The sequence below is a fragment of the Corynebacterium sp. 335C genome, from assembly GCF_053525695.1.
In genome coordinates, this window is the sequence record NZ_JASTTB010000003.1 from 43,957 (window position 1) to 69,241 (window position 25,285).

Here is a 25,285-nt window from a genome sequence, read left to right on the forward strand (position 1 = left end):
GGGGGTCTGAACGTGAAGTGAAGGAGCGGGGCGGGGGAGCGGGAAGCCGCCGAGGGCGGCCCGCGCCCCGTCGCCGCTACCGGACGCGCGACTCCGCGTTGCCGCGGGCGTCGGCGACGACCTCGCCGCCGCGGAACTCGGCGCGCCAGCCGCGGCCGTCCTTCGACTGGACGGACACCGGGACGCCGAGGCGGCCGATCTCGAAGCCCTGGTCGGCCCACTCCTGGGCGACCGCGCCCCACACGGCGCCGACGACGCCGTCGCCGGTGACGGTGATGACGCCGTCCTCGAAGCCGACGTAGCGCACAGGGCGGGCGACGCCGTCGGGACCCGGGACGTTGGCGCCGACCTGCACCGGGGTGCGGGCGTCGCCGAGGACGTCGCCGTGCTCGTCGGCGATGCGGCGCCAGGCGCCGGCGAACTCGTTCGCGTCGTCGCGGCCGAGCACGCGGCCCGGGGCGGCGGCGATGGCGGACACGGAGGCGTCCGCGTCGCGGACCGGGGAGATGACGCCGACGACGTCCTCCGCGGAGCCGCCGATGGACGGGGAGCCCAGCACGCCGAGGGCGGCGGCGAGGATGGAGCGGTTGCCGGCGTGGACGTGGCCGCCGGACATCGGCGTCGCGTTCGACGTCTGCCGGACGGCGGTGCCGCCCTCCGGGGCGGACGGGGCGTCCGCGCCCTGGCCCGCGGTGCCGGACTCGCCGTCGGTCGCGGCGTCGCCGCCGGCGGCCGGGGTGCCGGAGCCCTCGCCCTCGGCGAGGTCCTCGATGAGCTGGCGCGCCTTGTCCTCGTCCAGGACGACGTTGCCCTCGGAGTCGGTCTCCAGGGGCAGGGAGCCCGGCAGCGGCAGGGAGCCGATGTCGACCGGCTGGTCGCCGATCTCCAGGTCGGGGGCGCCCTCGGGGGCGTCGTTGACGATGACGCCGCCCTTGACCTCGTCGTACTTGCGCTTGGTCAGCAGGCGGATGCGCTCCATCTGCGAGTAGCCGGCGTCGCCCGGGCAGGTCGTGGTGCCGACGTCGCGGTGGGCGAAGACGGCGGGCAGCTCGACCGTGGTGCCGCGGCCGAACTTTGAGGAGCTGCCGGAGGAGGTCAGCTTGATGTCGCCGGTCGGGTTGGCGCCGGCGACGGCCATGCGCCAGCCGAGCATGTTGGCGACGGACTTGATGGACGCCTCCGTCGGGTTCACGGACGTGTAGTTGCCCATGATGGAGATGCCCCAGGTGTTGGTGTTGAAGCCGCCCGCGTGGGCGCCCTGCACCGGCTTGTCCAGGCCGCCGGCGCGGCCCTCGTAGATGTTGCCGTACTTGTCGACGAGGGCGTTGTAGCCGACGTCGCCCCAGCCGCGCGTGACGGCGTGGTAGTGGTAGATGCCCCGCACGATGCCCGCGGCCTGGGCCTCCGTGTAGTTGTTGGAGCCCGCCGTGTGGTGGACGGTGCAGCCGAGCACCTTGTCGTTGTAGTGCGGCTTGCCGCGCATGGACTCGTCGGCGCCCCAGCCGCGGCGGGTGATGACGCGCGGCATGCCGGTGAGGTTGGTGGCGTCGACGATGGGGTCGATGCCCTCGGCGGTGCGGCCGTCGATGAAGACGGCGGTGGCCTGGTGGAACGGGTGCTCGTCGGAGATCGGCTCGATGTCGGCCCACGACACGGCGCCGGAGGAGCCCGGCAGCGGGGTGGCGGCCGGCGGCGGGGTCGGGGCGTCGCCGGAGGAGCCGAACTCGGGGTTGGCCTGCGAGGAGCCGGCCTCGGAGGAGCCGGCGCCGATCTCCTCGGCGATCTTGGAGACGTCGCCGAAGATGTTCAGGCCGGTGACGGAGACCTGCACGGCCTTCGTCGGCTCGAGGTAGACGAGCTCGGTGCCGGACATGCCGTTGCCCTCGCCCTCCTCGGCGTCGGCGTTGTCGGTCTCGGCGTGGTACCACTCCGACCAGCTGCCGTCGGGGCGCTCGGCGCGGAAGTAGGCGGTGACGTCGGCGAAGCCGGGCCAGGTGAGGGCGAACATGGAGAACTCGGTCTCCTGGCGGAGCTCCTTGACCAGGCCGCGCTGCGGGTTGGCCTCGGAGGACAGCTCGGCCATGGCGATGGCGGCGTCGTCGACGGCGACGGTCGCGCCCTCGATGAGCGGGAGCTTGTCGACGAGGGGCTGGAGCGGGCCGGCCGGGTTGTCGTCGATGAGGCGGTAGGCGGCGCCGCCGCCGAGGGCGACCAGCGGAGTGGCCGCCACGGCGGCGGCCGTGCCCATCAGGAAGTTGCGGCGGTTGAACGAGGTGCCGTTGATGCGGCGTCGTGTCGTGGCCAAGGTTGGTCTCCCGTGGATTCGTCGTCGGTCAGATCGGTCGGCGCGTCCCCGTCACACCCCCTCCGGCGCAGGTGGGGCCACCCCGGATGCCGAAAGGTTATGTCGACAAAAGATGTGAAAGATGGTGCCAATGATAAATCAGGTGCCCATGTTAGCACTGTGGGCAAATTGGTCCAGTGATGCAGACGGTGAGGAATGCGTCACCGGCCATGCGCCGGCTCCTCCCGCGGCACGTCCACCGGGACCCCGCGGGCCCGTCGTCCGCCTCCACCGCGCCGCGGAAAACCCCTCCGGGTCCGTGGTTTCGCCCGGCGGCCCCGCCCCTTCCGATGCGGCTCGCGCCACGCGCGGCCAGCCGCCACCGAACCGGGCCCCGGCCGGGCTACCGTGACGGGCGTGAACGACGCGACCAACGCCACCCCGACCACCGACTCCGGCTACGACCTCATCGTCGTCGGCTCCGGCTTCTACGGCCTCACCATCGCCGAGCGCGCGGCGACCCAGCTGGGCAAGCGGGTCCTCGTCGTCGAGCGGCGCGAGCACATCGGCGGCAACGCCTACTCGGAGGCGGAGCCCGAGACCGGCATCGAGATCCACAAGTACGGCGCCCACCTCTTCCACACCTCCAACAAGCGGGTGTGGGACTACGTGAACAACTTCACGGACTTCACGGGCTACCAGCACCGCGTGTTCGCGATGCACGACGGCACGGCCTACCAGTTCCCGATGGGCCTGGGCCTCATCAACCAGTTCTTCGGCCGCTACTACTCCCCGGACGAGGCGCGCGAGCTCATCGCCTCCCAGACCGAGGGCCAGGACCCCGCGGAGGCGCGGAACCTGGAGGAGAAGGCCATCGCCCTCATCGGCAAGCCGCTGTACGAGGCGTTCATCAAGCACTACACCGCCAAGCAGTGGCAGACCGACCCGACGAACCTGCCCGCCGGCAACATCACCCGCCTGCCGGTCCGCTACACCTTCGACAACCGCTACTTCAGCGACACGTACGAGGGCCTGCCGGTCGACGGCTACACCGCGTGGCTGGAGAACATGGCGGCCGACGAGCGCATCGAGGTCCGCCTCGGCGTCGACTGGTTCGAGGTCCGCGAGGAGCTGCGCGCCGCGAACCCGGACGCGCCCGTCGTCTACACCGGCCCGCTGGACCGCTACTTCGGCTATGAAGAGGGCCGCCTGGGCTGGCGCACCCTCGACTTCGAGACCGAGGTTCTGCCGACCGGCGACTTCCAGGGCACCCCGGTCATGAACTACAACGACGCCGACGTGGCGTACACCCGCATCCACGAGTTCCGGCACTTCCACCCGGAGCGCACCTCCTACCCGTCGGACAAGACGGTGATCATGAAGGAGTACTCGCGCTTCGCGGAGGATGACGACGAGCCGTACTACCCGATCAACACCCCGGAGGACCGGGAGATGCTGGGCCGCTACCGCGAGCGCGCCGCCGCGGAGGCCCGGGACAACAAGGTGCTCTTCGGCGGCCGCCTGGGCACGTATCAGTACCTGGACATGCACATGGCCATCGCCTCGGCGCTGACCCTGTTCGACAACAAGCTGGCGCCGTACTTCACCGACGGCGCGCCGCTGGAGCAGGAGCGCGGCCACTAGGCCGCCCCGCCCCCGGACGAACCGCCCGCCCCGGCCCCGGGGGCCCGTCGTCCGTCGTCCATGAGCCGACCGTATCCCGCGCCGCCGCGGCTTTCCGCGCGCCGCGCCGCCCGCGTCCCCCGGCAAGCGCGACCGGCGCGGTTAGGATTCGGGGGAGTCCGCCGCGTCCGCGCACCGGAGCCGACCGCCCGGCCGCGACCGCGGCGCGCCCCGCCGAGCACCCCGGCGCGGGCCATCGACACCGGAAAGCCGTGGAAAGCCCCATGACCCGAGACCCCCGCGACGGGACCCGCGCCGTCGAGCGGCTGCAGCGCGTGCTGCTGCCGAAGCTCGGCGAGCCGCGCGACGTCCGCTCGCTGTACCTCGTCGAACCGGAGACCAACGCCGGCCGCGTCCAGGCGACGTCCCGCACCTCCGCCCGCTTCCCGGCGGGCGATGAGGTGAGCTTCGAGACCTACTTCAACGCCCTGCCCGCCTCCTACTGGCGGCGGTGGACGAACCTGGAGTCCGTCGTCCTGCGGCTGGAGCTCACCGGCGTCGCCCGCGTCGACGTCTACCGGTCGAAGATCGACGGCTCCCGCATCGCGGTCGACGGCGTCCTCGCCGGCGACCCGGCCGACCCGTCGGCCCGCTCCGTCGCCGAGCTCGAGGTGTCGCTCGCCCCGTTCGAGGACGGTGGCTGGATCTGGTTCGACCTCACCTGCGAGACCGACGTCGAGCTGCACTCCGGCGGCTGGTTCGCCCCGCACGCCGCGAAGGACCAGGTCCACCCGGACGGCACCGTCGCCCCGGCGCCGGAGGGCCGCGTCACCGTCGGCATCCCGACGTTCAACCGCCCGGCCGACGCCGTCGCCGCGCTGGAGGCCCTGGCCTCCGACCCCGAGGTCGACGCGATCATCGACGCCATCCTCATGCCCGACCAGGGCGACCGGCACCCGGCCGACGAGCCGGGCTTCGCGGCCGTCGAAAAGCACTTCGGCGACCGCCTGCGCATCTTCCCGCAGGGCAACCTCGGCGGCTCCGGCGGCTACTCCCGCATCATGTACGAGGCCCTCGGCGGCCCGGACTCCGATCCGGGGCGCGCCACGGACAGCCCGTACATCCTCTACATGGACGACGACATCGCGATCGAGCCGGACTCCGTGCTCCGCGCAGTCGCCGTCGCGCGGCACGCGAGGGCCCCGATGCTCGTCGGCGGCCAGATGCTGAACCTCCAGGAGCGCTCGCACCTGCACTCCATGGGCGAGGTCGTCGGCCGCCACGACTTCATGTGGACCTCCGCGCCGCACGTCCACTACGACCACGACTTCCACGCCCACCCGCTGCGCGACCGCGGCGAGCACGGCGTCAACGCCACCGGCGAGGCCATCGACTCGAAGGACCTCCACCGCCGCATCGACGTCGACTACAACGGCTGGTGGATGTGCCTCATCCCCCGCGTCGTCGCGGAGCACATCGGGCAGCCGCTGCCGCTGTTCATCAAGTGGGACGACGCCGAGTACGGCCTGCGCGCCGCGGACAACGGCTACCCGACCGCGACGTGGCCGGGCGTCGCCATCTGGCACATGGCGTGGTCCGACAAGGACGACGCCATCGACTGGCAGGCCTACTTCCACCTGCGCAACCGCCTCATCGTCGCGGCGCTGCAGCACGACGGCGACCCCGCCGGCATCGTGAAGTCCATGCGCAAGGCCACGGCGAAGCACCTGCTGTGCCTCGAGTACTCCACCGTCGCCATCCAGAACGAGGCGATCCGCGACTTCCTCCGCGGCCCCGACCACCTCTTCGGCATCCTCGGCGAGGCCCTGCCCAAGGTCGCAAAGATGAGGAAGGAGTACCCGGACGCCGTCGTCCTGCCGTCGGCCGGCAACCTGCCGAAGCCGACCGGCATCCCCGGCATCCCGGTGAAGGACATCGGCGGCCGGCTCGCGCCGTTGAAGAAGTCCGTGTGGCTGGCCAAGGGCCTGCTGCACACCCTGCGCCCCCACGACCCCGCCCACCACGTCACGCCGCAGGCGAACCTCGCGCCCGTCGAGGCCCGCTGGTTCTCCCTGTCCCGCGTCGACGGCGCCACCGTCACCACCGCCGACGGCCGCGGCGTCGTGTACCGCAAGCGCGACCGGGCCGTCGCGAAGGACCTCCTCGAGGACTCGTGGACGCTGCAGGAGGCGGTCCTCGACCGCTTCGACGATCTGCGGGAGGCCTACCGGGCCGCGCACCCGCACCTGACCTCCAGGAAGGGCTGGGCCGATGTCTTCGAAGCCTGATCGCGTCGCCGGCGACCCGTTCGGCGAGTCCGACGCGCTCGTCGCCATCCAGGGCGCGCTCCTCGACGTGCCGGGCATCGTGCCCGTCGCCAAGGCGATGAGCCTGTTCGGCGAGCACTCCGCCGGCTGGCTCGCCCTCGCCGGCGCCGGCTGGCTGGCGTCCGACGGCGGCCGCCGCCGGGACTGGGCGACCCTCGGGGCGGCGGCGTTCACGTCGCACGCCGCGTCGGTCGTCGTCAAGCGCATCATCCGCCGGCCGCGGCCGCACGATCCGCGCGTCCGCATCGGCGTCGGCACCCCCAGCAAGCTGAGCTTCCCGTCGTCGCACGCCACGTCGACGACCGCGGCGCTCGTCGCCCTGTCGGACCTGACCGGCAGCCGCCTGCCGCTGGCGGGCGTGCCCGCCATCATGGCGTCGCGCCTGGTCCTCGGCGTGCACTACCCGACGGACGTCACCGCCGGCGCGCTGCTGGGCTGGGCGACCGCGCGGGCGGCGCGCGCCGTCGCCTCCCGGGGCTGACCCGCCCCATCCGATAGATTCGGCACCGGCCGTCGCGGCGGCCGCGCCGGATGCGCCGGCCGCGGCGCCACCGCCACCACCCCATGAACCAGGAGGCCACGACCATGGACGACCGCACACCCCGCCCGCGCGGCCACGCGGACGACGACTGGGGCGTCATCGGCTCCGAGCCGCACACCTACGGCATCGACGAGCCCACGAACCCGCAGGGCCACCCGCCGAAGAACCTCCTCGACGGCATGGTGAAGGCGCTGCGCCCGAAGCAGTGGACGAAGAACGTCCTCGTCGTCGCGGCCCCGCTGGCCGCCGGCGCGGAGGCGCTGACCGACGGGCGGACGCTGCTCGACGTCGTCATCGCGTTCGCCGTGTTCTGCCTCGCCGCGTCGTCGATCTACCTCATCAACGACGCCCGCGACGTCGAGTCCGACCGCCAGCACCCGACGAAGCGCTACCGCCCCATCGCGGCGGGCGTCCTGCCGGTGGGCATGGCCTACGCCATGGCGGTGGGCCTCATCATCGCGGCGGTCGGCCTGTCGTTCCTCGCGTCGTCGGGGGCGGGCCTGGCCATCGTCGTCTCCGTCTACATCGTGCTGCAGCTGGGCTACTGCTTCGGCTGGAAGCACCAGCCGGTGATCGACATCGCCCTGGTCAGCTCCGGCTTCATGCTCCGCGCGATGGCCGGCGGCGTCGCGGCGGCGATCACGCTGTCGCAGTGGTTCCTCATCGTCGCGGCCTTCGGCTCCCTGTTCATGGCCGCGGGCAAGCGGTACGCGGAGCTGCTGCTGGCCAAGCGCACCGGCAAGGACATCCGCCGCTCGCTGCAGGGCTACACGGAGACGTACCTGCGGTTCGTGTGGACGCTGTCCGCCACTGGCGTCGTCATGGCCTACGCGCTGTGGGGCTTCGAGATGGGCGAGCGCGCCGGCTCCCCGTCCGACGTCTGGTACCAGGTGTCGATGGTGCCGTTCACCGTCGCCATCCTGCGCTACGCCGCCGACATCGACCGCGGCGACGCCGGCGCCCCCGACGAGATCGCGCTGCGGGACCGCCCGCTGCAGGCGCTGGCGGTGCTGTGGCTCGTCGCCATCGCCATCGCCGTGTACGTCGCCCCGGCGCTGGCGGGCTGACCCTGCCGCGCCGCGCGGCCCCGCGCCGCGCATCGCACCGCATCCCGGACACGCCCCGCCGCCGCGCGGGGCGTTTTTCCGTGCGCGCGGGCGCGGGGTGCGGTGCGCGGCGCCCGCGTGCGGCGGGCGCGGGGTGCGGCGTTGCGCGTGACGACGGGCCCCGCGCGGCCTCCCGCCACCCCCGGGTGGGGCCGGGCGGACGGGCCGGCCGCGGGGGAGCGGCGCCCGGCGCCACGTGCCGGAATATCGTTCACCCGATGAATCCACCGCGCGGCGGGCCGCGGAAGGTTGGATAGTCGTGTTGCGAAACTGTAACGTTGCCCGTCGAACCGTCGATGAACGCGGGCGGAACCGCGGAATCCGCCTAGCCCACCGTGAGGAGAACCATGACCATCAGCGCGATCGCACGCCGCTGGCAGACGAAGCTCGTCGCCGCCCTCGCGGCCGTCGCCATGATCTTCGGCATGGCCGTCGTGGCCGCCGATGATGCGGAGGCCAGCCCGAACCGCGCCCACCTGCGCGCGGGCTGCACCTGGGATCCGTACAACTACTGGGTCCAGCACTGCATGGTGTGGTCCCCGGCGATGAACACGCACGTGCCGGTCCAGGTCGTGCCCTCGCGCGACGGCGGCAACTCCGCGCTGTACCTGCTGGGCGGCCTGCGCAATAGCCCGAACCACTCCAACTGGTCGTGGCAGGGCCACGCCCCGCGCACGTTCGAGAACTCGAACATCAACCTGGTCATGCCGGGCAACGGCATGGCGTCGTTCTGGACGGACTGGCAGCGCCCGTCCTCCTCGGTCGCCAACGGCCCGTTCAGCTACAAGTGGGAGACCTTCCTGACCCAGGAGCTGCCGGTCTACCTGCAAAACGAGTTCGGCATCCGCCCGAACGACAACTCCATCGCGGGCCTGTCCATGGGCGCGTCCGCCGCGCTGTCGCTGGCCTACAACCACCGCGACAAATTCAACCAGGTCGTCGCCATGTCCGGCTACCTGCACACCACCGCCCCGGGCATGCACGCGGCCATCGGCATCGCGCTGCTCGACGCCGGCGGCTACAACGCGGCCGACATGTGGGGCGCCCCGCTGTCGGAGGCCTGGCGCCGCAACGACCCGTTCCTCAACATCGACAAGATGAAGGGCCTGGACATCCAGATCCTGTCCGCCAACGGCGTCCCGTCCTACTGGTCGCAGCCGGAGGCCCTGTACCGCATCCCGAACGACCTGATGGGCATAGGCCTGGAGGCCCTGTCCCGCGCCTCGACGCTCGAGTTCGAGGCGGCGGCGCGCGCCCAGGGCCTGGACTTCGACGTCCAGTACTCCCCGGACGGCATCCACTCCTACGACCTGTGGGAGCGCGACCTCCGCTGGGTGAAGCCCCGCATCCTGAACCACCAGAACGCCTGGTAGGTTCCCTCCGGTTCCGGCGGCGGCCGGCCATGCGCACGATGCGCGTGGCCGGGCGCCGCCGTCGTGCGCGGGGCGTCGCGCGGGCTTCGCCGGGGGAACGGGTTTCCTCCGCGCGCGCCAGACCCTAAAGTTGAGCGTGAGACTCCAACCCTGCGCGCGCCTCCGCCGGAAACGGCCGGGCGCGCGGTAGACAGGGGACGAGCAACGGCCGGGCGGACCGCCGGGGGAGGGGAACCCCCGGACCCGCCCCGGCGGCGCGCCCGCGACCGCCGGCCGCGCCGTGACGTCCGCCGCCGACCGCACAGACAAGGAACGCACCACGATGAGCGACCCCCAGCAGTTCCGCACCCCCGCCGGGCAGGGCCGGCTCCGCCGCACCCGCGCCGGCCTGCGCCGCGCCTCGGCCGTCGCCGCCGCCCTGCCCGTCGCCGCCGTCCTGCTGGCCCCCGTCGCCGGCGCCCCCGCCGCCCTGGCGGAGCCCGCCGGCGCCGCGTCCTCCATGTTCACCCCGGCCCCCGAGTCGGGGAACGCCCCGGCCCCGGTCCGCGAGACCGACCAGCAGCTCGGCGGCCTGCCCGCCGGCGTCTCCGTGGAGAAGGTGCAGTGGCTCTCCGAGCGCCACGTCCGCCTGCTCATCAACTCCGCCGCGATGCCGGACCAGCCGATCCCGGTCGAGCTGCTGCTGCCGCGCGACTGGAACCGCACCCCCGACCGCACCTTCCCGACCGTGTGGCACCTCGACGGCATGCGCGCCACCGAGGACGGCTCCGGCTGGACCCGCGAGACCACCATCGACGAGTTCTACGCGGACAAGAACGTCATGGTCGTCATGCCCGTCGGCGGCGAGTCCTCCTTCTACACCGACTGGGAGCAGGGCGACAACGGCAAGATGTACAAGTGGGAGACCTTCCTCATCCAGGAGATGATCCCGGTCCTGCAGCAGGGCTGGCGCGCCAACGGCGACCGCGCCATCACCGGCCTGTCCATGGGCGGCACCGCCGCGATGAACCTGGCCCAGCACCACCCGGACCTCTTCCGCTTCGTCGCCAGCTTCTCCGGCTACCTGGACACCACCTCGCCGGGCATGCCCGCCGCCATCGCCGCCGCGATGGACGAGGCCGGCGGCTACGACGCCACGAAGATGTGGGGCCCCTTCGGCTCCTCCCGCTGGAAGGAGAACGACCCGAAGCTCCACGTCGAGCGGTTCAAGGGCATGGGCGTCTACGTCTCCGCGGGCAACGGCAACGCCGGCCAGTGGGACACCGAGCGCTCCAAGTACGACCGCACCAAGCCCGCCAACCCCGCCGGCTGGGGCCTCGAGCTCATCAGCCGCATGACGACGGAGACCTTCGTGCAGGTCGCCCGCCGCGCCGACGTGCCCGTGACGGTCCAGTTCCGCGACTCCGGCACCCACTCCTGGCCGTACTGGCAGTTCGAGACCACCCAGGCGTGGCCGCACATGGCCGACTCCCTGGGACTGGCCCCCGAGGACCGCGGCGTCACCTGCACCGTCGGCGGCGAGATCGCCAACGCCGTCGCCAGCGTCGAGGGCCTCGGCCACTGCCTGACCGGCGAGTACGCCACCGCCCACGGCGGCCTGGCCCAGGACTTCGCCAACGGCCGCGCCTACTGGCACCCCGACCACGGCGCCCACATCCTGTGGGGCCGCATCGGAGCCCGCTACGCCGAGATCGGCGGCCCCGCCTCCCCGCTGGGCCACCCCCTGACCGGCGAGAAGGCCGCCCCCGACGGCAAGGGCCGCTTCGTCCACTTCGAGCACGGCTCCATCTACTGGACCCCGGACACCGGCGCCCAGATCGTCCTCGGCGACGTCGTCAACGCGTGGGGCGCCACCGGCTGGGAGCGCGGCCCGCTGGGCTACCCGACCTCCGACCGCTACGACGTCCCGGGCGGCGTCGCTCAGGACTTCCAGGGCGGCCAGATCATCCGCCGCGGCGACGGCGAGCCCCAGGCCATCCACGGCCGCATCGGCGAGGCCTACCGCGGCGCCGGCGGCCCCGGCGGCTGGCTGGGCTACCCGAAGTCCGGCGAGCTCCCGCTGCGCGACGGCGGACGCCTGGTCCACTTCGAGCGCGGCTCCATCTACTGGACCCCGGAGACCGGCGCGGCGTCCGTGCCCAACGGCAGCATCCGCGATCACTGGGGCTCCACCGGCTGGGAGAACGGCCCGTTCGGCTACCCCGTCGGCGACCAACGCCAGATCCCGGCCGGCGGCCTGGAGCAGGAGTTCCAGGGCGGCTGGATCCGGGAGATCAACGGCCGCATCGAGGAGGACCGCAATGAGTAGCGCCCGACGCGCCCGCGGCGTGCGCCGTTCGCGTGGGGCCGCCCCGCGCGGCGTCCGCGCCGGCCTCGCCGCCGCGGCGGCCTGTGCCGCGCTGGCCCTCGGCGCCTGCGGCGGCGCCACCGTCGACACCGCCGAGATCGAGGCCGCCGAGTCCGCGTCGTCGGAGGCCCCGGCCGAGTCGTCGTCCGCGGAGAAGTCCGCGCCCGAGTCGGAGTCCGGCCGCCGCGGCCCCGACCACGCCCCGAACCCGCGGGCCACCGAGCGCGACGTCAACGACCCCGGCGCCACCCGCGCCGACTCCGCGCCCGACAACCGGATGCCGCTGACGAAGGAGGACGAGAGGTTCCTCGACGCCCTCGAGGCCGACGGCATCGCCGTCGACGGCACCGAGGATCAGCTCATCGGCGCCGGGCACGCCCACTGCGGCCCCGACGGCGCGCTGGTGAACGCCGTCGCCGGCCAGCTGGTCACCCAGGGCCGCACCGACAAGTCGCCGGAGGACGCCGCGCGCGTCATTGCGGACGCCGCCGACGCGGCGTACTGCTGATCCCCATGCGCAAGCTCCTCGCCGTCATCGCCGTCATCGTGCTGGTGGTCGCCGTCGCCATCGGCGTCGCCCGCTGGCTGCGCCCGCCCGGGCAGGTCCCGGGCCCGGCGCCGGCGCCGCCGTCGGCCGAGGCGCCCGTCAACCCGCCCGGCTGCGCCGCCGTCGAGGTCATCGCCATCCCCGGCACCTGGGAGTCCCGCGCCGACGACGACCCGGTGAACCCCGCGGCGAACCCGAACTCGCTGCTGCTCAACGTCACCCGCCCGCTGCAGGCCGCCCACGGCCCCGACGCCGCGAGCGTGTGGACCGCCCCCTACCCGGCGCAGTTCCGCAACATCCACGCCCAGCACGAGATGTCGTACGACGAGTCGCAGGCCGCCGGCCGCGCCGTCGTCGAGGAGCGCATGCGCGCGACGAACGCCGGCTGCCCGGCCACCGACTTCATCCTCGTCGGCTTCTCCCAGGGCGCCGTCATCGCCGGCGACCTCGCCGCAGACCTCGGCCACGGCCGCGGCGCCGTGCCCGCCGAGCGCGTCGCCGGCGTCGCCCTGCTGGCCGACGGCCGCCGGGAGCCCGGCAAGGGCGTCCCCGTCGGCAACCCCGTCGCCGGCGTCGGCCTCGAGGTCGCGCTGCAGCCCGTCAACGCCATGGTCCAGCCCATCGTCCCCGGCGCCACCATGCGCGGCGGCCGCGAGGGCGGCTTCGGCGAGCTGAACGACCGGGTCATGGACATCTGCGCGCCGGACGACGTCGTGTGCGACGCGCCGCGCGACATCGCTGCCGTCCTGCCCCGCGCCGGCGACTACGCGGGCGGCAACGCCGTCCACGCCATGTACCTCACCAACCCCAACGTCGTCCCCGGCACGACGGCGCCGCAGTGGACGGTGGACTGGGCCTCCGGGCTCATCGCCGAGCGCGTCGGCTGACGGCGGGGGAGCCTCGCTCCCGGCGGCGCATTCCCCGGCCTCGGCGGGGCCGCCCGCGCGCGGCGGGAGGCGGCGGTCGGGGCGTCGTCACGCGATGTGCGGGGAACGCGCATCGCCGGACTCGGACGCGCGCCCGGGCCCGCGCCACGCCGCATCCGGCGAATCGTTCGGAAACGAAATGATGATCCGGTACCGTTGGCGCATAACGAACGAGTGAACTTCTGCACCATCAGTCACTGCAGCACCACCGCGGGCCGCGGCGCCCGGAGAGGAGACCCATGGACATCCACATGGCGATGAGCCAGTTCATCGCGGAGGACGGATCCTTCACCTTCCCGCCCACCATGTCCGTGCCCAACCTCGCCGAGATGGTGTTCTCCCTGGCCTCGCTGTCCGGCAACGTCGACGGCAACCAGCTCGACCACCTCGACTTCGGCTCCTCCCGCGACGGCGAGATCCGCTCCTTCACCCGCCGCGAGGTCAACACCCGCATCAAGGCCGTCGCCGCGCGCCTCCAGCAGGTCGGCGAGCCCGGCGACCGCGTCGCCATCCTCATGGGCAACTCCCCGGAGTACCTCTTCGGATTCCTCGGCGCCCAGTACGCCGGCCAGGTCTCCCTGCCGCTCTACGACCCCACCGAGCCCGGCCACGGCGACCACCTCGCCGCCGTCCTCGACGCCGCGACGCCCGTCACCGTGCTCACCAACCGCGCCTCCGCCCCCGCGGTCCGCGCCCTGTTCCGCGCGAAGCCGCAGGCCGAGCGCCCCCGCGTCATCACCGTCGACGCCCTGCCCGACACCCTCGCGGAGGACTGGGTCTCCGGCGAGGCCGACCCGAAGTACGCCGTCGGGCTCGACGACGAGACGTTCCTGCTGTTCACCTCCGGCTCCTCCCGCACCCCCGAGGGCGTCCGCATCACCTCCGGCTCGATGCTCGCCAACGTCTTCCAGATCTTCCACGCCGCGAAGCTCGAGACCCCGCTGCGCCTGGTCACCTGGCTGCCGTTCCACCACAACATGGGCATCATCCTCGGCGCCTTCGTCACCGCCCTCGGCCTGCCGTTCTCCCTCATGTCGCCCCGCGACTTCATCCAGCACCCCGACCGCTGGGTCCGCCAGCTGTCCAAGCGCAGCGACGAGGAGAACGTCTACACCGTCATCCCGAACTTCGCGCTCGAGCTGGCCAACCGCCACGCCGTGCCCGCCGAAGGCGACGGCGTCGATCTCTCCCGCGTCCGCGGCATCGTCGTCGGCTCCGAGCCGGTGACCGAGAAGGCGACCCGCGAGTTCATCGCCAACTTCACCCCCTTCGGCCTGCCCGAGGGCGTCATCCGCCCCTCCTACGGCCTCACCGAGGCGACGCTGCTGGTCACCACCCCGCAGCGCGAGGAGCGCCCCCGCGTCACCTGGGTCACCCGCGACTCCCTCGCCGCCGGCGAGCCGGAGCGCTGCGACGCCGGGGCCGACGGCGCCGTGCCGCTGATGTCCGTCGGCGAGGCCGCCGGCAACCAGCGCCTCGTCATCGTCGACCCGGAGACCCGCGAGGAGCTCCCGGACGGCCGCATCGGCGAGCTGTGGGTCGACGGCCCCAACATCCCGAACGGCTACCTCACCGACCGCGAGCAGTCGGAGCGCGTCTTCGGCAACCGCCTCGCCGCCGTCCGCGGCGACGACACCCGCGCCGCCGGCGTCGACGTCGCGGAGGCCGAGTGGATGGCCACCGGCGACCTCTGCGTCTTCCTCGACGGCGAGCTCCACATCACCGGCCGCATCAAGGACCTCATCATCGTAGCCGGCCGCAACCACTACCCGCAGGACATCGAGGCCACCGTCGACGCCGCCACCGACCACGTCCGCCCGGCGGTCGCCGCGGCGTTCTCCGTCGACGGCGCCGACGCCGCCGCCCGCGGCTTCGACGACTCCGTCGAGCAGCTCGTCATCGTCGCCGAGCGCGACCTCGGCCGCGACCCCTCCGGCGACGCGGCCGCCGCCGACGCCATCCGCGCCGCCGTCACCTTCGGACACGGCGTCCAGCCGGCCGACGTCCGGATCGTCGACGTCGAGGCCATCCCGCGCTCCTCGGCCGGTAAGATCGCGCGTCGGGTGTGCCGCGCCGCCTACCTCGACGGCCGGTACGACGACTGACGACGGCCCCCGCCGCGCCGCCCGCCCGGACGGCGCCCGGGGGACCATGACGAGGGCCCGCGGAGGCCGCGCCCCGGAGACGGGGCGGGCGCGCGGGCCGGCCTCACCCGCGGGCCGCGCACCGGATGCGCGGCCCGTCCGCCGCCCCGGGGCGGACGTCGACGACGGAAGGACACCAGCCGACATGCACGACGCACATCCGAACGAGGGCGCGATGACCGTCGCCGACATGCGGAGGTGGCTGCGCGAGTGGGTCGCCGACGCGACCGGGCTGCCCGTCGCCGAGGTCACCGCCGAACGGCCGATGGAGGAGTTCGGCCTGTCCTCCCGCGACATCGTCGTCCTGTCCGGCGAGCTGGAGAACCTGCTCGGCGAGCGGCTCGACGCGACCGTCGCCTACGAGTACCCCAGCATCGAGAAGCTGGCCGTCCGCCTCGTCGAGGGCGGCCGCGGCCACGCCGACGACGGCGCCTACGACGCGTTCCAGGAGGGCGCGGAGGCCGCCCGCGACCGCCGCGTCCGCGACTCCCAGCTCACCGACATGGACATCGCCGTCGTCGGCATGGCCGGCCGCTTCCCCGGCGCCGCGTCCGCCGACGAGATGTGGGAGATGTTCGCCGCCGGCCGCGCCGGCACCGGCGAGCCGCCCGCCGACCGGTGGTCCGAGTACTCCGGCGACCCGTCCGTCGCCGGGCGGCTCGCCGACGTCGACCTGCGCGGCGGCTACCTCGACGACATCGCCGGCTTCGACGCGGAGTTCTTCGGCCTGTCGCCGCTGGAGGCCCAGAACATGGACCCGCAGCAGCGCATCATCCTGGAGCTGGCGTGGGAGGCGCTGGAGGACGCGCACCTGCCGGCCTCCGGCCTGCGCGGGGAGCGCGTCGGCGTGTGGGTCGGGTCGACGAACAACGACTACTCCATGCTCGTCGCCGGCGACCCGACGGCGTTCCACCCGTACGCGCTGACCGGCGGCTCGTCGTCCATCATCGCCAACCGCGTCAGCTACGCCTTCGACTTCCGCGGCCCGTCGGTCCAGGTCGACACCGCCTGCTCCTCCTCGCTGGTCGCCATCCACCAGGCGGTGCGGGCGCTGCGCGACGGCGACGCCGACGTGGCGCTGGCCGGCGGCGTCAACATCCTCGCCGCCCCGCACGCCTCCCTGGCGTTCGGGCAGCTCGGCGTGTTCTCGCAGACGGGCAACATCCACGCGTTTTCCGACGACGCGTCCGGCATGATCCGCGCCGACGGCGCCGGCCTGGTGGTGCTCAAGCGCCTGGAGGACGCGGAGGCCGACGGCGACGACGTCCTCGCCGTCGTCAAGGGCTCCGCCGTCAACTCCGACGGCCGCTCCAACGGGCTCACCGCCCCCAACCCCGACGCGCAGGTCGACGTGCTGCGCCGCGCCTACGCCGACGCCGGCGTCGACCCGCGCGACGTCGACTACGTCGAGGCCCACGGCACCGGCACCATCCTCGGCGACCCCATCGAGGCGTCCGCCCTGGGCACCGTCCTCGGCCGCGGCCGCGACATCGACCGGCCGACGCTGCTGGGCAGCGCCAAGACGAACTTCGGCCACTCGGAGGCCGCCGCCGGCGTCGCCGGCGTCATCAAGGTCGTCCAGGCCATGCGCCACGACGTGCTGCCGCCGAGCCTGCACTTCAACGGCCCGAACCCGTACATCGACTTCGACGAGGGCCGCCTCGAGGTCGTCGAGGACGCCCGCGAGTGGCCCGAGTACTCCGGCCGCAAGATCGCCGGCGTCTCCGGCTTCGGCTTCGGCGGCACCAACGCCCACGTGGTGCTGGCGTCGCCGAAGCCCGCGGCCGACGGGCCGCGGCGGGCGGGTGCGGGCGCCGCGTCGCGTGCCGACGGGACCTCCTCCGGCGCGGGCTCCGCCGACGGCGCCGACGCCCCGGCCGCCGTCGACCTCGGCTCCGCCGCCGCGGACGCCCTGCCGTCGCTGCTGCCGGTGTCCGGCCTGCTGCCGTCGCGCCGCCGCGTCGCCGCCGGCGACCTGGCCGACTGGCTGGAGCGGGAGAACCCGGCGGGCCTCTCCGACGTCGCCCGCACCCTCGCGTCGCGCTCCCGCGGCCGCTCCGCCGCCGTCGTCTCCGCCACCTCGGCGGAGGACGCGACGGCGCTGCTGCGTCGCGTCGCCGACGGCTCGTCGGCGCCGGGCATCGTCTCCGCCGACTCGCCGGCGGCGCAGGGGCCGGTGTGGATCTTCTCCGGCTACGGCTCCCAGCACCGGAAGATGGGCAAGGAGCTCGCCGAGCTGTCGCCGGTCTTCCGCGCCACCCTGGAGCGCCTCGACGCGGTCATCCGCCACGAGGCCGGCTGGTCGCTGCTGGAGCTCATCGCCGACGACGAGAGGAACTACGACCTGGAGTCCGCGCAGGTCGGCATCACCGCCATCCAGATCGCGCAGGCCGACATGATGCGCGCCCTCGGCGCCCGCCCGGCGGCCGTCGTCGGCATGTCGATGGGCGAGATCGCCGCGGCCTACGCCGCCGGCGGCCTCTCCGCCGAGGACGCCATACGCGTCGCCTGCGCCCGCGCCCGCCTGATGGGCGAGGGCGAGGCGATGATCGGCGACTCCGACGCCGCCGGCGGCATGGCGATGGTCGAGCTGTCCGTCGACGGCCTCGACGCCCTGCTGGCGGAGCACCCGGAGTTCGCCGGCATCGAGCCCGCCGTCTACGCCGCCCCGGAGATGACCACCGTCGGCGGCCCGCTGGAGGCCATCGGCCGCCTCTGCGAGCACCTCACGGAGCAGGGCAAGATGGCCCGACCGCTGCAGGTCAAGGGCGCCGGACACACCTCCGCCCTGGACCCGCTGCTCGGCGAGCTGTCCTACGAGTGCTCGGACCTGGCGCCGGCGCCGCTGGCGGTGCCGCTGTTCAGCTCCGTCGACCGGGGCCGCACGTACCACGCGGGCGAGACGGTCCACGACGGCGACTACGTCGTGCGCTGCACCCGCGGTTCCGTGTGGTTCGCCGACGCCGTCGAGCGCGCCGTCGCCGCCGGCTACACGACCTTCCTGGAGTTCGCGCCGAACCCCGTCGCACTGATGCCGGCGATGGCGACCGCGTTCGCGGCGGGCGCCCAGGACGTGCGCCTGCTGCACGTCGCCAAGCGCAAGGAGCCCGCCGGCCAGTCGCTCGGCCACGTGCTGGCGACGCTGCACGCGCACGGCCACGACGTCGACCTGGCGCCGCTGGCGGGCGCGGGCCCGTGGGCGCCGGTGCCGGGCATGCGCTGGCGGCGCGAACGGCACTGGACGCCGGCGCGCCCGTCGTCGACCGGCCGCACGTCGCTGCCCGGGTCGCGCACGGTGCTGCCGGACGGCTCCGTCGCCTACGCCGCCCGCGCGGAGAACGCGCCCAGCGCCCACGCGGTCATCGAGGCGGTCATCGCCGACGCCCTCCCCGGCGCCGCGATCCTCGAGGTCGAGGAGCGCGACGTGCTGCCGCCGCAGGGCGACCTCACGACGCTGCTCACCCGCCACCCCGGCGGCGCGGTCATCGCGGTGCACGCGGTGGAGGGCGAGGTCACCCGCCCCGTCGCCGTCGCAGGCGTGACGACGGCCGGCTCGCGCGCCGGCCTCGGCGCCGCGCCGGGCGCCGCGGCCGGCGGTGCGGCGGGGGAGCGGCCCGGCCAGGGCGCCCCGGGTGCTCCGGCCGCCGACGCCGGCGTCGCGCGGACCCCCGCCCCGGGCGGCCTGCCCGGTGCGGCGGAGACCGCCGGCGGCTGGGAGCCGGACGGCGGGGTGCCCGTCGCCGACCACCTGCGGACCATCGTCGGCGAGGCCATGGGCTACGACGTCGACGACCTGCCGCTGGAGCTGCCGCTCATCGACCTCGGCCTGGATTCGCTGATGGGCATGCGCATCAAGAACCGCGTCGAGCACGACTTCGGCATCCCCGCGCTGCAGGTCCAGGCGCTGCGCGACGCCGCCGTCCGCGACGTGATCACCCTGGTCGAGGGGATGGCCGTCGACGTGCACGGGCCGGGCGCCGACCGCGGCGAGGCGGCGGGCGCGGGCGCGTCCGGCGGCCCGGCGGGTGACGCCGCCGCCGACTCGGCCGAGGACGCCGGTGCCGCCGACTCCGGCGCCGTGCCGCCCGCCGACGACGCGGTCCCGGCCCCCGCGCCGGACGCGGCCGCCGCGACCGACCCCGCCAACGCCGCCGCGACCGCCGGCGCCCCTGCCGGCGCCGCCGACCCCGCCCCCGGCCACTCCGGCATCGACGTCCCGCCGCGCGACGACGCGGAGCGCCTCGCCTTCGGCACGTGGGCGGTCGTGACCGGCGAGTCGGCGGGTGGCGTCGTCACGCAGCTCCCCCCGATCGGCGGTGACCTCGCGGACCGCCTCGCCGCGCGCCTCACCGAGCGCGTCGGCGCCGACGTCGCCGCGTCCGACGTCGCCGCCTGCGGCACCGTCGAGCAGCTCGCCGACCTGGTCCGCCCGCTCATGGAGGGCGAGGTCGACGGCTCCATCCGCGTCCTGCGCGAGCGCCCCGAGGGCTCCACCCGCCCCGCGATGTTCCTGTTCCACGCCGCCGGCGGCACCACCGCCGTCTACCGGCCGCTGGTCCGCCGCCTGCCCGCCGACATCCCGGTCTACGGCGTCGAGCGCGTCGAGGGCGACCTCGCCGACCGCGTCGCCGGCTACCTGCCGGACATCGAGCGGCTCGCCGGCGACCACGGCATCATCCTCGGCGGCTGGAGCTTCGGCGGCATCCTCGCCTACGAGGCCGCCCACCAGCTCCGCGCCAGGGGCGTCGACCCGGAGCTCATCGCGCTGCTCGACGTCGTGCAGCCCGCCGAGCCCGCCCCCGACACGCCCGAGGAGATGCACGCCCGCTGGGACCGCTACGCCGCGTTCGCGAACAAGACGTACGGCCTCGACCTCGAAATCCCGCACGACCTGCTGGATCAGCAGGGCGAGGACGGGATGATGGCGATGCTCGAGCAGATGCTGTCCATGATGGACGGCTCCAGCCACGGCCTCGCCGGCGGCGTCCTCGAGCATCAGCGCGCCAGCTTCGTCGACAACCGCATCCTCGGCGCCGTCGACTTCCGCGGCTGGTCCGACGTCACCGCGCCCGTCGTCCTCTTCCGCGCCGAGCGGATGCACGACGGCGCCATCGAGCTGGAGCCGCGCTACGCCGACATCCGGGAGGACGGAGGCTGGGCCGCCATCGTCGACGACCTCGAGATCGTCCACCTCCGCGGCGACCACCTCGCCGTCGTCGACGAGCCCGAGATCGGCAAGGTCGGCGCCTGGCTCACCCGCCGCCTCGGCGGGTAGCGCGCCGGCGCGCGGACGCGGCGCGGGTTCCCGCGCACCGCATCTCGCGTGACGACGGCTCCCGCCCGCGGCGCGGGCGCCGTCGTCACGCGGACGGCGCACCGCGGGATGCCGCTCCCCCGGGGGCTCCGCGGGGGCCCGGCGGAGCCCCCGGGGGAGCGGCGGCGGAGCTTCGCCCGCGGAACGTTCCGCGCGGCGCCGGGCCCGCCTCCCCGGAACCGGCGCCCCGCACGGTTAACATCGGGGCGTCGGGCGGCGACGTACCCCATGGGCGGCGCCGCCGCGCCGTGGACGGCACGCCCCGGCGCGACGACCACGGACCACCACGCACGCGAGCACACGGAAGGGGGCGACGGACGCCAGTGACCGACGAGAGGACCACCGACGCCGGAGCCCCGGAGGCTGCGGGCGCCGCGGCTGCCGGTGCCGCCGGCGCCGGCGCTGCGGGCGCTGCAGCTGCGGGCGCCGCCCCGGGCGGGCCCGCCGCCGACGCCCCGACCGGCGCCGCCGTCGACGCGGCGACCACCGCCGGCAAGCTCGCCGACCTGCGCCGACGCCTCGCCGAGGCGCACGACCCCGGCAGCGAGCGCGCCCGGAAGCGCCGTGACGACGCCGGCCTGACCACGCCCCGCCAGCGTATCGACCGGCTCGTCGACCCCGGCTCCTTCATGGAGCTCGGCCAGCTCGGCCGCACCCCCGACGAGCCCGACGCCCCCTACGGCGACGGCGTCGTCACCGGCACCGCCCGCGTCAACGGCCGCCCCGTCGCCGTGTACGCCCACGACAAGAGCGTCTTCGGCGGCTCCGTCGGCGTCACCTTCGGCCGCAAGGTCTGCGACCTCATGGACCTCGCCGCCCGCGTCGGCTGCCCCGTCATCGGCATCCAGGACTCCGGCGGCGCCCGCATCCAGGACGCCGTCACCTCCCTGGCCATGTACTCCGAGATCGCCCGCCGCCAGCTGCCGCTGTCCGGCCTGGTCCCGCAGATCTCCATCATGCTGGGCAAGTGCGCCGGCGGCGCCGTCTACGCGCCCGTGACCACCGACTTCGTCGTCGCCGTCCGCGACCGCGCCGAGATGTTCATCACCGGCCCCGAGGTCATCCGGTCCGTCACCGGCGAGGACATCACCGCCGCCGAACTCGGCGGTGCCGAGCAGCAGGCCCGCAACGGCAACGTCTCCTACGTCGCCGACGACGAGGACGACGCCTTCGACTACGTCCACGACCTCCTCGACCGCCTGCCCACCAGCTGCCACGAGCCGCTGCCCGCCTACTGGGCGCCGTCCGACGAGCTCACCGACCGCGACCGGTCCCTGGACACGCTGATCCCGGACGACCCGAACGCCGGCTACGACATCATGGAGGTGCTCGTCCGCATCTTCGACGACGAGGACTTCATCGAGGTCCAGGGCGACTACGCCCCCAACCTCGTCACCGGCTTCGCCCGCGTCGACGGCCTCACCGTCGGCGTCATGGCCAACCAGCCGATGCACCTCGCCGGCTGCCTCGACGCCGACTGCTCCGACAAGGGCGCCCGCTTCACGCAGATCTGCGACGCCTACGACATCCCGATCGTCTACGTCGTCGACACCCCCGGCTACCTGCCGGGCGTGCAGCAGGAGCGCGCCGGCATCATCCACCGCGGCTCCAAGCTGGGCTTCGAGCTCGCCCGCGCCACCGTGCCCAAGGTGACCGTCATCGTGCGGAAGGCCTTCGGCGGCGCCTACGCCGTCATGGGCTCGAAGAACCTCGGCGCCGACCTCAACTTCGCGTGGCCGACGGCGCAGATCGCCGTCATGGGCGCCGAGGCCGCCGTCATCATGCTGCAGGGCCGGCAGCTAGCCGCCCTCCCGCCGGAGCAGCAGCCCGTGGCGAAGAAGATGTTCGTCGACTTCTACAACGAGAACATGACCAGCCCGTACGTCGCCGCCGAGCGCGGCTACGTCGACGCGGTCATCGAGCCGCACCAGACGCGCGTCCAGCTCCGCCGGGCGCTCGAGCAGCTGCGCGGCAAGCACGTCGACGAGCCGCGCAAGAAGCACCCCATCAACCCGATGTAGGGCCGGCGGGGCGATGCGGGGCCGGTTTCGACCGTCTCCGCGCCCGCCACCGCGCGCTCGGTCCCGCCATCGTGGGCTCAGTCCCGCCACCGTGCGCTCGGTCCCGCCTCTTGCTCGCAGACAACCGCCCGCGACTGCGGACCGTGCACCGCCCGCCGCTCGCTCGCGCTCCGCTGCTCGTCCGCCGCGACCCGACGTCGTCCAGTGCGGCGCATCAACCGCGCTTCGCACCATTCCACCGGGCACTCGTGCGTTGCGTGCCATTCTGCCGCCGCAGGTCGGAAGCCGACCTGGGGTTTTGCCGGCCGCCGCGGCGGATTTCTGGCCACTTGTGCACGGGTGGGTGGCATTGCCCGGCACGACGGCCGCGTCCCCGCTTCGGTCGGGTGAACGGCCGCTTGAAAGGCCGGGTTTGCGCGTTGGAGCGTCCCGGGAAGGACACTCGTGCGTTGCGTGCCATTCTGCCGCCGCGGGCCAGAATGCGACCTGGGGTTTTGCCGGCCGCCGCGGCGGATTTCTGGCCACTTGTGCACGGGTGGGTGGCATTGCCCGGCACGACGGCCGCGTCCCCGCTTCGGTCGGGTGAACGGCCGCTTGAAAGGCCGGGTTTGCGCGTTGGAGCGTCCCGGGAAGGACACTCGTGCGTTGCGTGCCATTCTGCCGCCGCGGGCCAGAATGCGACCTGGGGTTTTGCCGGCCGCCGCGGCGGATTTCTGGCCACTTTTGCACGGGTGCCCGCGTATCGGGGCCGCAGCCCCTCCGGAGGGCATGGTCTGCGAGGTCGGCCTCGGCAGGAACGATCATCCCGTCCTCCGACTGCGAGCCCGTCGGCGAGCGGACGGTCGGAGCGTGAGTTCGGTCGTGCACGGACCGCGGGTGCGTGCGCCCGCCGGTGCCCGGGCCGTCGCCGTGTGAGCCCGTCGGCCCGGAGGCGGACGGCGTCAGGCCGCTCCAGGGCGCCCCGGACGCGGATTCACCCCCGCCAATCAACCCCGTGAATTACAACTTTCGCGCGCCCACCTGTGCCCATAGGCGCGCGCCGCCGAAACGTCATCGGTCATTGCGCCGAGTCGCCAAGCCCGCCGGCTACCCCCGCCTGGAAAGCGGAGGGTTTCGTCGAAAAGCACTGTCACGCTGGGGTAACGCGGAAGCCTCAACCCTGCTTCGGGGGTAAAAAATTTGTTCGGATGAATACCTTCCCGAGCGGCTCCGGCGGCCCCGGGTTTGAATGTCGCCGGGTCGGAAGCCGGGGGGATTCCGGTCCAGCCGCGGGGGGAACCGCGGCGACGTGGCTGCGTGCAGCTTGGGTAGGGGTGATACCCGGCGAAAGCCGCTCCGCAGCCACGTCGCCGCAGATGGGGGGGAACGATGTCCGGAGTGGGCGACGCGGCGGGCACGGGGCGCACGGCCCGTACGGCCGGCGGTTCCCGGGTGACGGTGGAGGTGCCGTCATCCGGGGGCCGCGGGGCGGCCGGGGCGGCCGGCGGGCGTGGCGGCACCGGCCCGGCAGGCGGGAACGTCCGCACATCGCATGTGGCGGAACACCCGTCCGGTCTGCTCATTCCGTCGGCGCAACCCGGCGACCCCGGCTGGCCGGAGGTGAAGGCCGCGCTCCGGGCGGATCACGCGGTGCGGCTCTACCCGGGTGCGTACGTCGTGGCGGGGGCCTGGGATACGGCGGACCATGACGAGCGTCTGCGCCTCTGCTGCATCGCCGCCGCGCTCGCGCATCCGGGGCGGCATCTCGCTGGGCGGGCCGCGGCGGTGGTGCGGGGGTTTCCGCTGCTCCGGCCGCTCGAGGCCATCGATCTCGCGCACGCCGGCCGGCATAACGCGGGCAGGGTGACGGCGGGGGCGCCGGGTGCTCCGCCCGTGCGGCTGCGGCACGTCCGCACGGCCCGGGCGGAGCTCGTCGACGGTGTCGCGTGCGCGTCCGCGGGCGACGTGATGGTGGATCTCGCCCGTGCGGACGCCTTCGACGAGGCCGTCGCCGTCGGCGACGCGTTCCTCCGCCGCGGGGGCTGTGTGACGGATCTGCTGACCGGGATCGTCTCCCCGGGAGGCCGGGTGCGGTCGCACGCGGCGATGGAGGCCCTGGCGGTCGCGTCGCCCTATTCGGAGTCGCCGCTGGAGTCGAAGGGCAAGGCGGCGCTGCATCGGGCGGGCATCGGCGGCTGGGTCCAGCAGGACATGCTGGTCAGGGTCGCCGACGACAAGCCGCTGGGTCGCGTCGATTTCTGGTTCCCGGCGGCCGGCGTGGTCCTCGAGCTGGACGGCCGCGTGAAGTACGACGGCGAGTTCGGCGAGCCCGCGGCGGTCGTCCATAGGGAGAGGCGGCGGGAGAAGCTGCTGGTGAACGAAGGCGTACCCGTCGTCCGCGGTGGTTTCGAGGAGCTTGACGACGGCTCCCTGCTCGCCGCCCTCGGCCGCGTCCTCGGGGAGGCCCCGCCGGGCGGGTACGGGGCGGGGAGGGTGCGGGGCTTTCATCGGCACCAGCCGCTGCCGAAGTCCGTGCGCGGCCACTGGGACAGGGCCTGACCGGCCGCCTCCCGGCCTGCACCCGGCGGGACGGCACCCGTGCAATTTGTGCCATCCTGCCTCCGTCCGGGCGAGGGCACTCGTGCGTTGTGTGCCACCCTGCCGCCGTGCACACGATCCCGACCTGGGCTTTTGTGGGCTGCCGTGGCGGATTTCTGGCCACTTTTGCACGGGTGGGCAGCATGGCCGGGTTC

At 74.0% G+C, this 25,285-nt stretch carries 13 protein-coding genes; 12 read left to right on the forward strand and 1 reads right to left on the reverse strand.

Annotation, left to right across the window (positions count from 1 at the left end):
• Window positions 1–76: 76 nt before the first annotated feature.
• Window positions 77–2,305, reverse strand: a complete 2,229-nt coding sequence (locus QQS41_RS10130) for an N-acetylmuramoyl-L-alanine amidase (protein ID WP_448852608.1) — start codon at window positions 2,303–2,305, stop codon at window positions 77–79.
• A gap of 396 nt (window positions 2,306–2,701) precedes the next feature.
• Between QQS41_RS10130 and glf the strand changes: the two genes are divergently transcribed.
• The 12 genes from glf to QQS41_RS10190 all read left to right on the forward strand — a co-directional run bounded on the left by glf (window position 2,702) and on the right by QQS41_RS10190 (window position 25,091).
• Entirely contained in the window at window positions 2,702–3,928 is a 1,227-nt protein-coding gene (gene glf / locus QQS41_RS10135) for a UDP-galactopyranose mutase (RefSeq protein WP_448852609.1), read from the forward strand.
• Window positions 3,929–4,191: 263 nt separating this feature from the next.
• The gene (locus QQS41_RS10140) at window positions 4,192–6,195 is read left to right on the forward strand and encodes a glycosyltransferase (RefSeq protein WP_448852610.1); all 2,004 of its coding nucleotides are present in this window, start codon (window positions 4,192–4,194) and stop codon (window positions 6,193–6,195) included.
• Entirely contained in the window at window positions 6,179–6,715 is a 537-nt protein-coding gene (locus QQS41_RS10145) for a phosphatase PAP2 family protein (protein ID WP_448852611.1), read from the forward strand. Before QQS41_RS10140 ends, QQS41_RS10145 begins: the two co-directional genes overlap by 17 nt.
• 104 nt (window positions 6,716–6,819) lie before the next feature.
• Window positions 6,820–7,842, forward strand: coding sequence for a decaprenyl-phosphate phosphoribosyltransferase (locus QQS41_RS10150; RefSeq protein ID WP_448852612.1), 1,023 nt, complete (start codon window positions 6,820–6,822; stop codon window positions 7,840–7,842).
• A 386-nt stretch (window positions 7,843–8,228) separates the two neighbouring features.
• The gene (locus tag QQS41_RS10155) at window positions 8,229–9,254 is read left to right on the forward strand and encodes an alpha/beta hydrolase (RefSeq protein WP_448852613.1); all 1,026 of its coding nucleotides are present in this window, start codon (window positions 8,229–8,231) and stop codon (window positions 9,252–9,254) included.
• Between the two features lie 322 nt (window positions 9,255–9,576).
• Window positions 9,577–11,562, forward strand: a complete 1,986-nt coding sequence (locus QQS41_RS10160) for an alpha/beta hydrolase-fold protein (RefSeq protein WP_448852614.1) — start codon at window positions 9,577–9,579, stop codon at window positions 11,560–11,562.
• Window positions 11,555–12,109 carry a DUF732 domain-containing protein gene (locus QQS41_RS10165; protein WP_448852615.1) on the forward strand — a complete coding sequence of 185 codons (555 nt, stop codon included), beginning with the start codon at window positions 11,555–11,557 and terminating at the stop codon, window positions 12,107–12,109. Before QQS41_RS10160 ends, QQS41_RS10165 begins: the two co-directional genes overlap by 8 nt.
• Window positions 12,110–12,114: 5 nt before the next feature.
• On the forward strand, window positions 12,115–13,035 hold the full coding sequence (locus QQS41_RS10170) for a cutinase family protein (protein ID WP_448852616.1): 921 nt from the start codon (window positions 12,115–12,117) through the stop codon (window positions 13,033–13,035).
• Window positions 13,036–13,313: 278 nt separating this feature from the next.
• Window positions 13,314–15,179: an AMP-binding protein gene (locus QQS41_RS10175; protein WP_448852617.1), complete on the forward strand. Its 1,866-nt coding sequence runs from the start codon at window positions 13,314–13,316 to the stop codon at window positions 15,177–15,179.
• Window positions 15,180–15,363: 184 nt separating this feature from the next.
• Window positions 15,364–20,493, forward strand: a complete 5,130-nt coding sequence (gene pks13, locus QQS41_RS10180; RefSeq protein ID WP_448852618.1) for a polyketide synthase Pks13 — start codon at window positions 15,364–15,366, stop codon at window positions 20,491–20,493.
• Window positions 20,494–21,038: 545 nt separating this feature from the next.
• Window positions 21,039–22,553 carry an acyl-CoA carboxylase subunit beta gene (locus QQS41_RS10185; RefSeq protein ID WP_448852885.1) on the forward strand — a complete coding sequence of 505 codons (1,515 nt, stop codon included), beginning with the start codon at window positions 21,039–21,041 and terminating at the stop codon, window positions 22,551–22,553.
• Window positions 22,554–24,086: 1,533 nt separating this feature from the next.
• Window positions 24,087–25,091: a hypothetical protein gene (locus QQS41_RS10190; RefSeq protein WP_448852619.1), complete on the forward strand. Its 1,005-nt coding sequence runs from the start codon at window positions 24,087–24,089 to the stop codon at window positions 25,089–25,091.
• Window positions 25,092–25,285 lie beyond the last annotated feature (194 nt).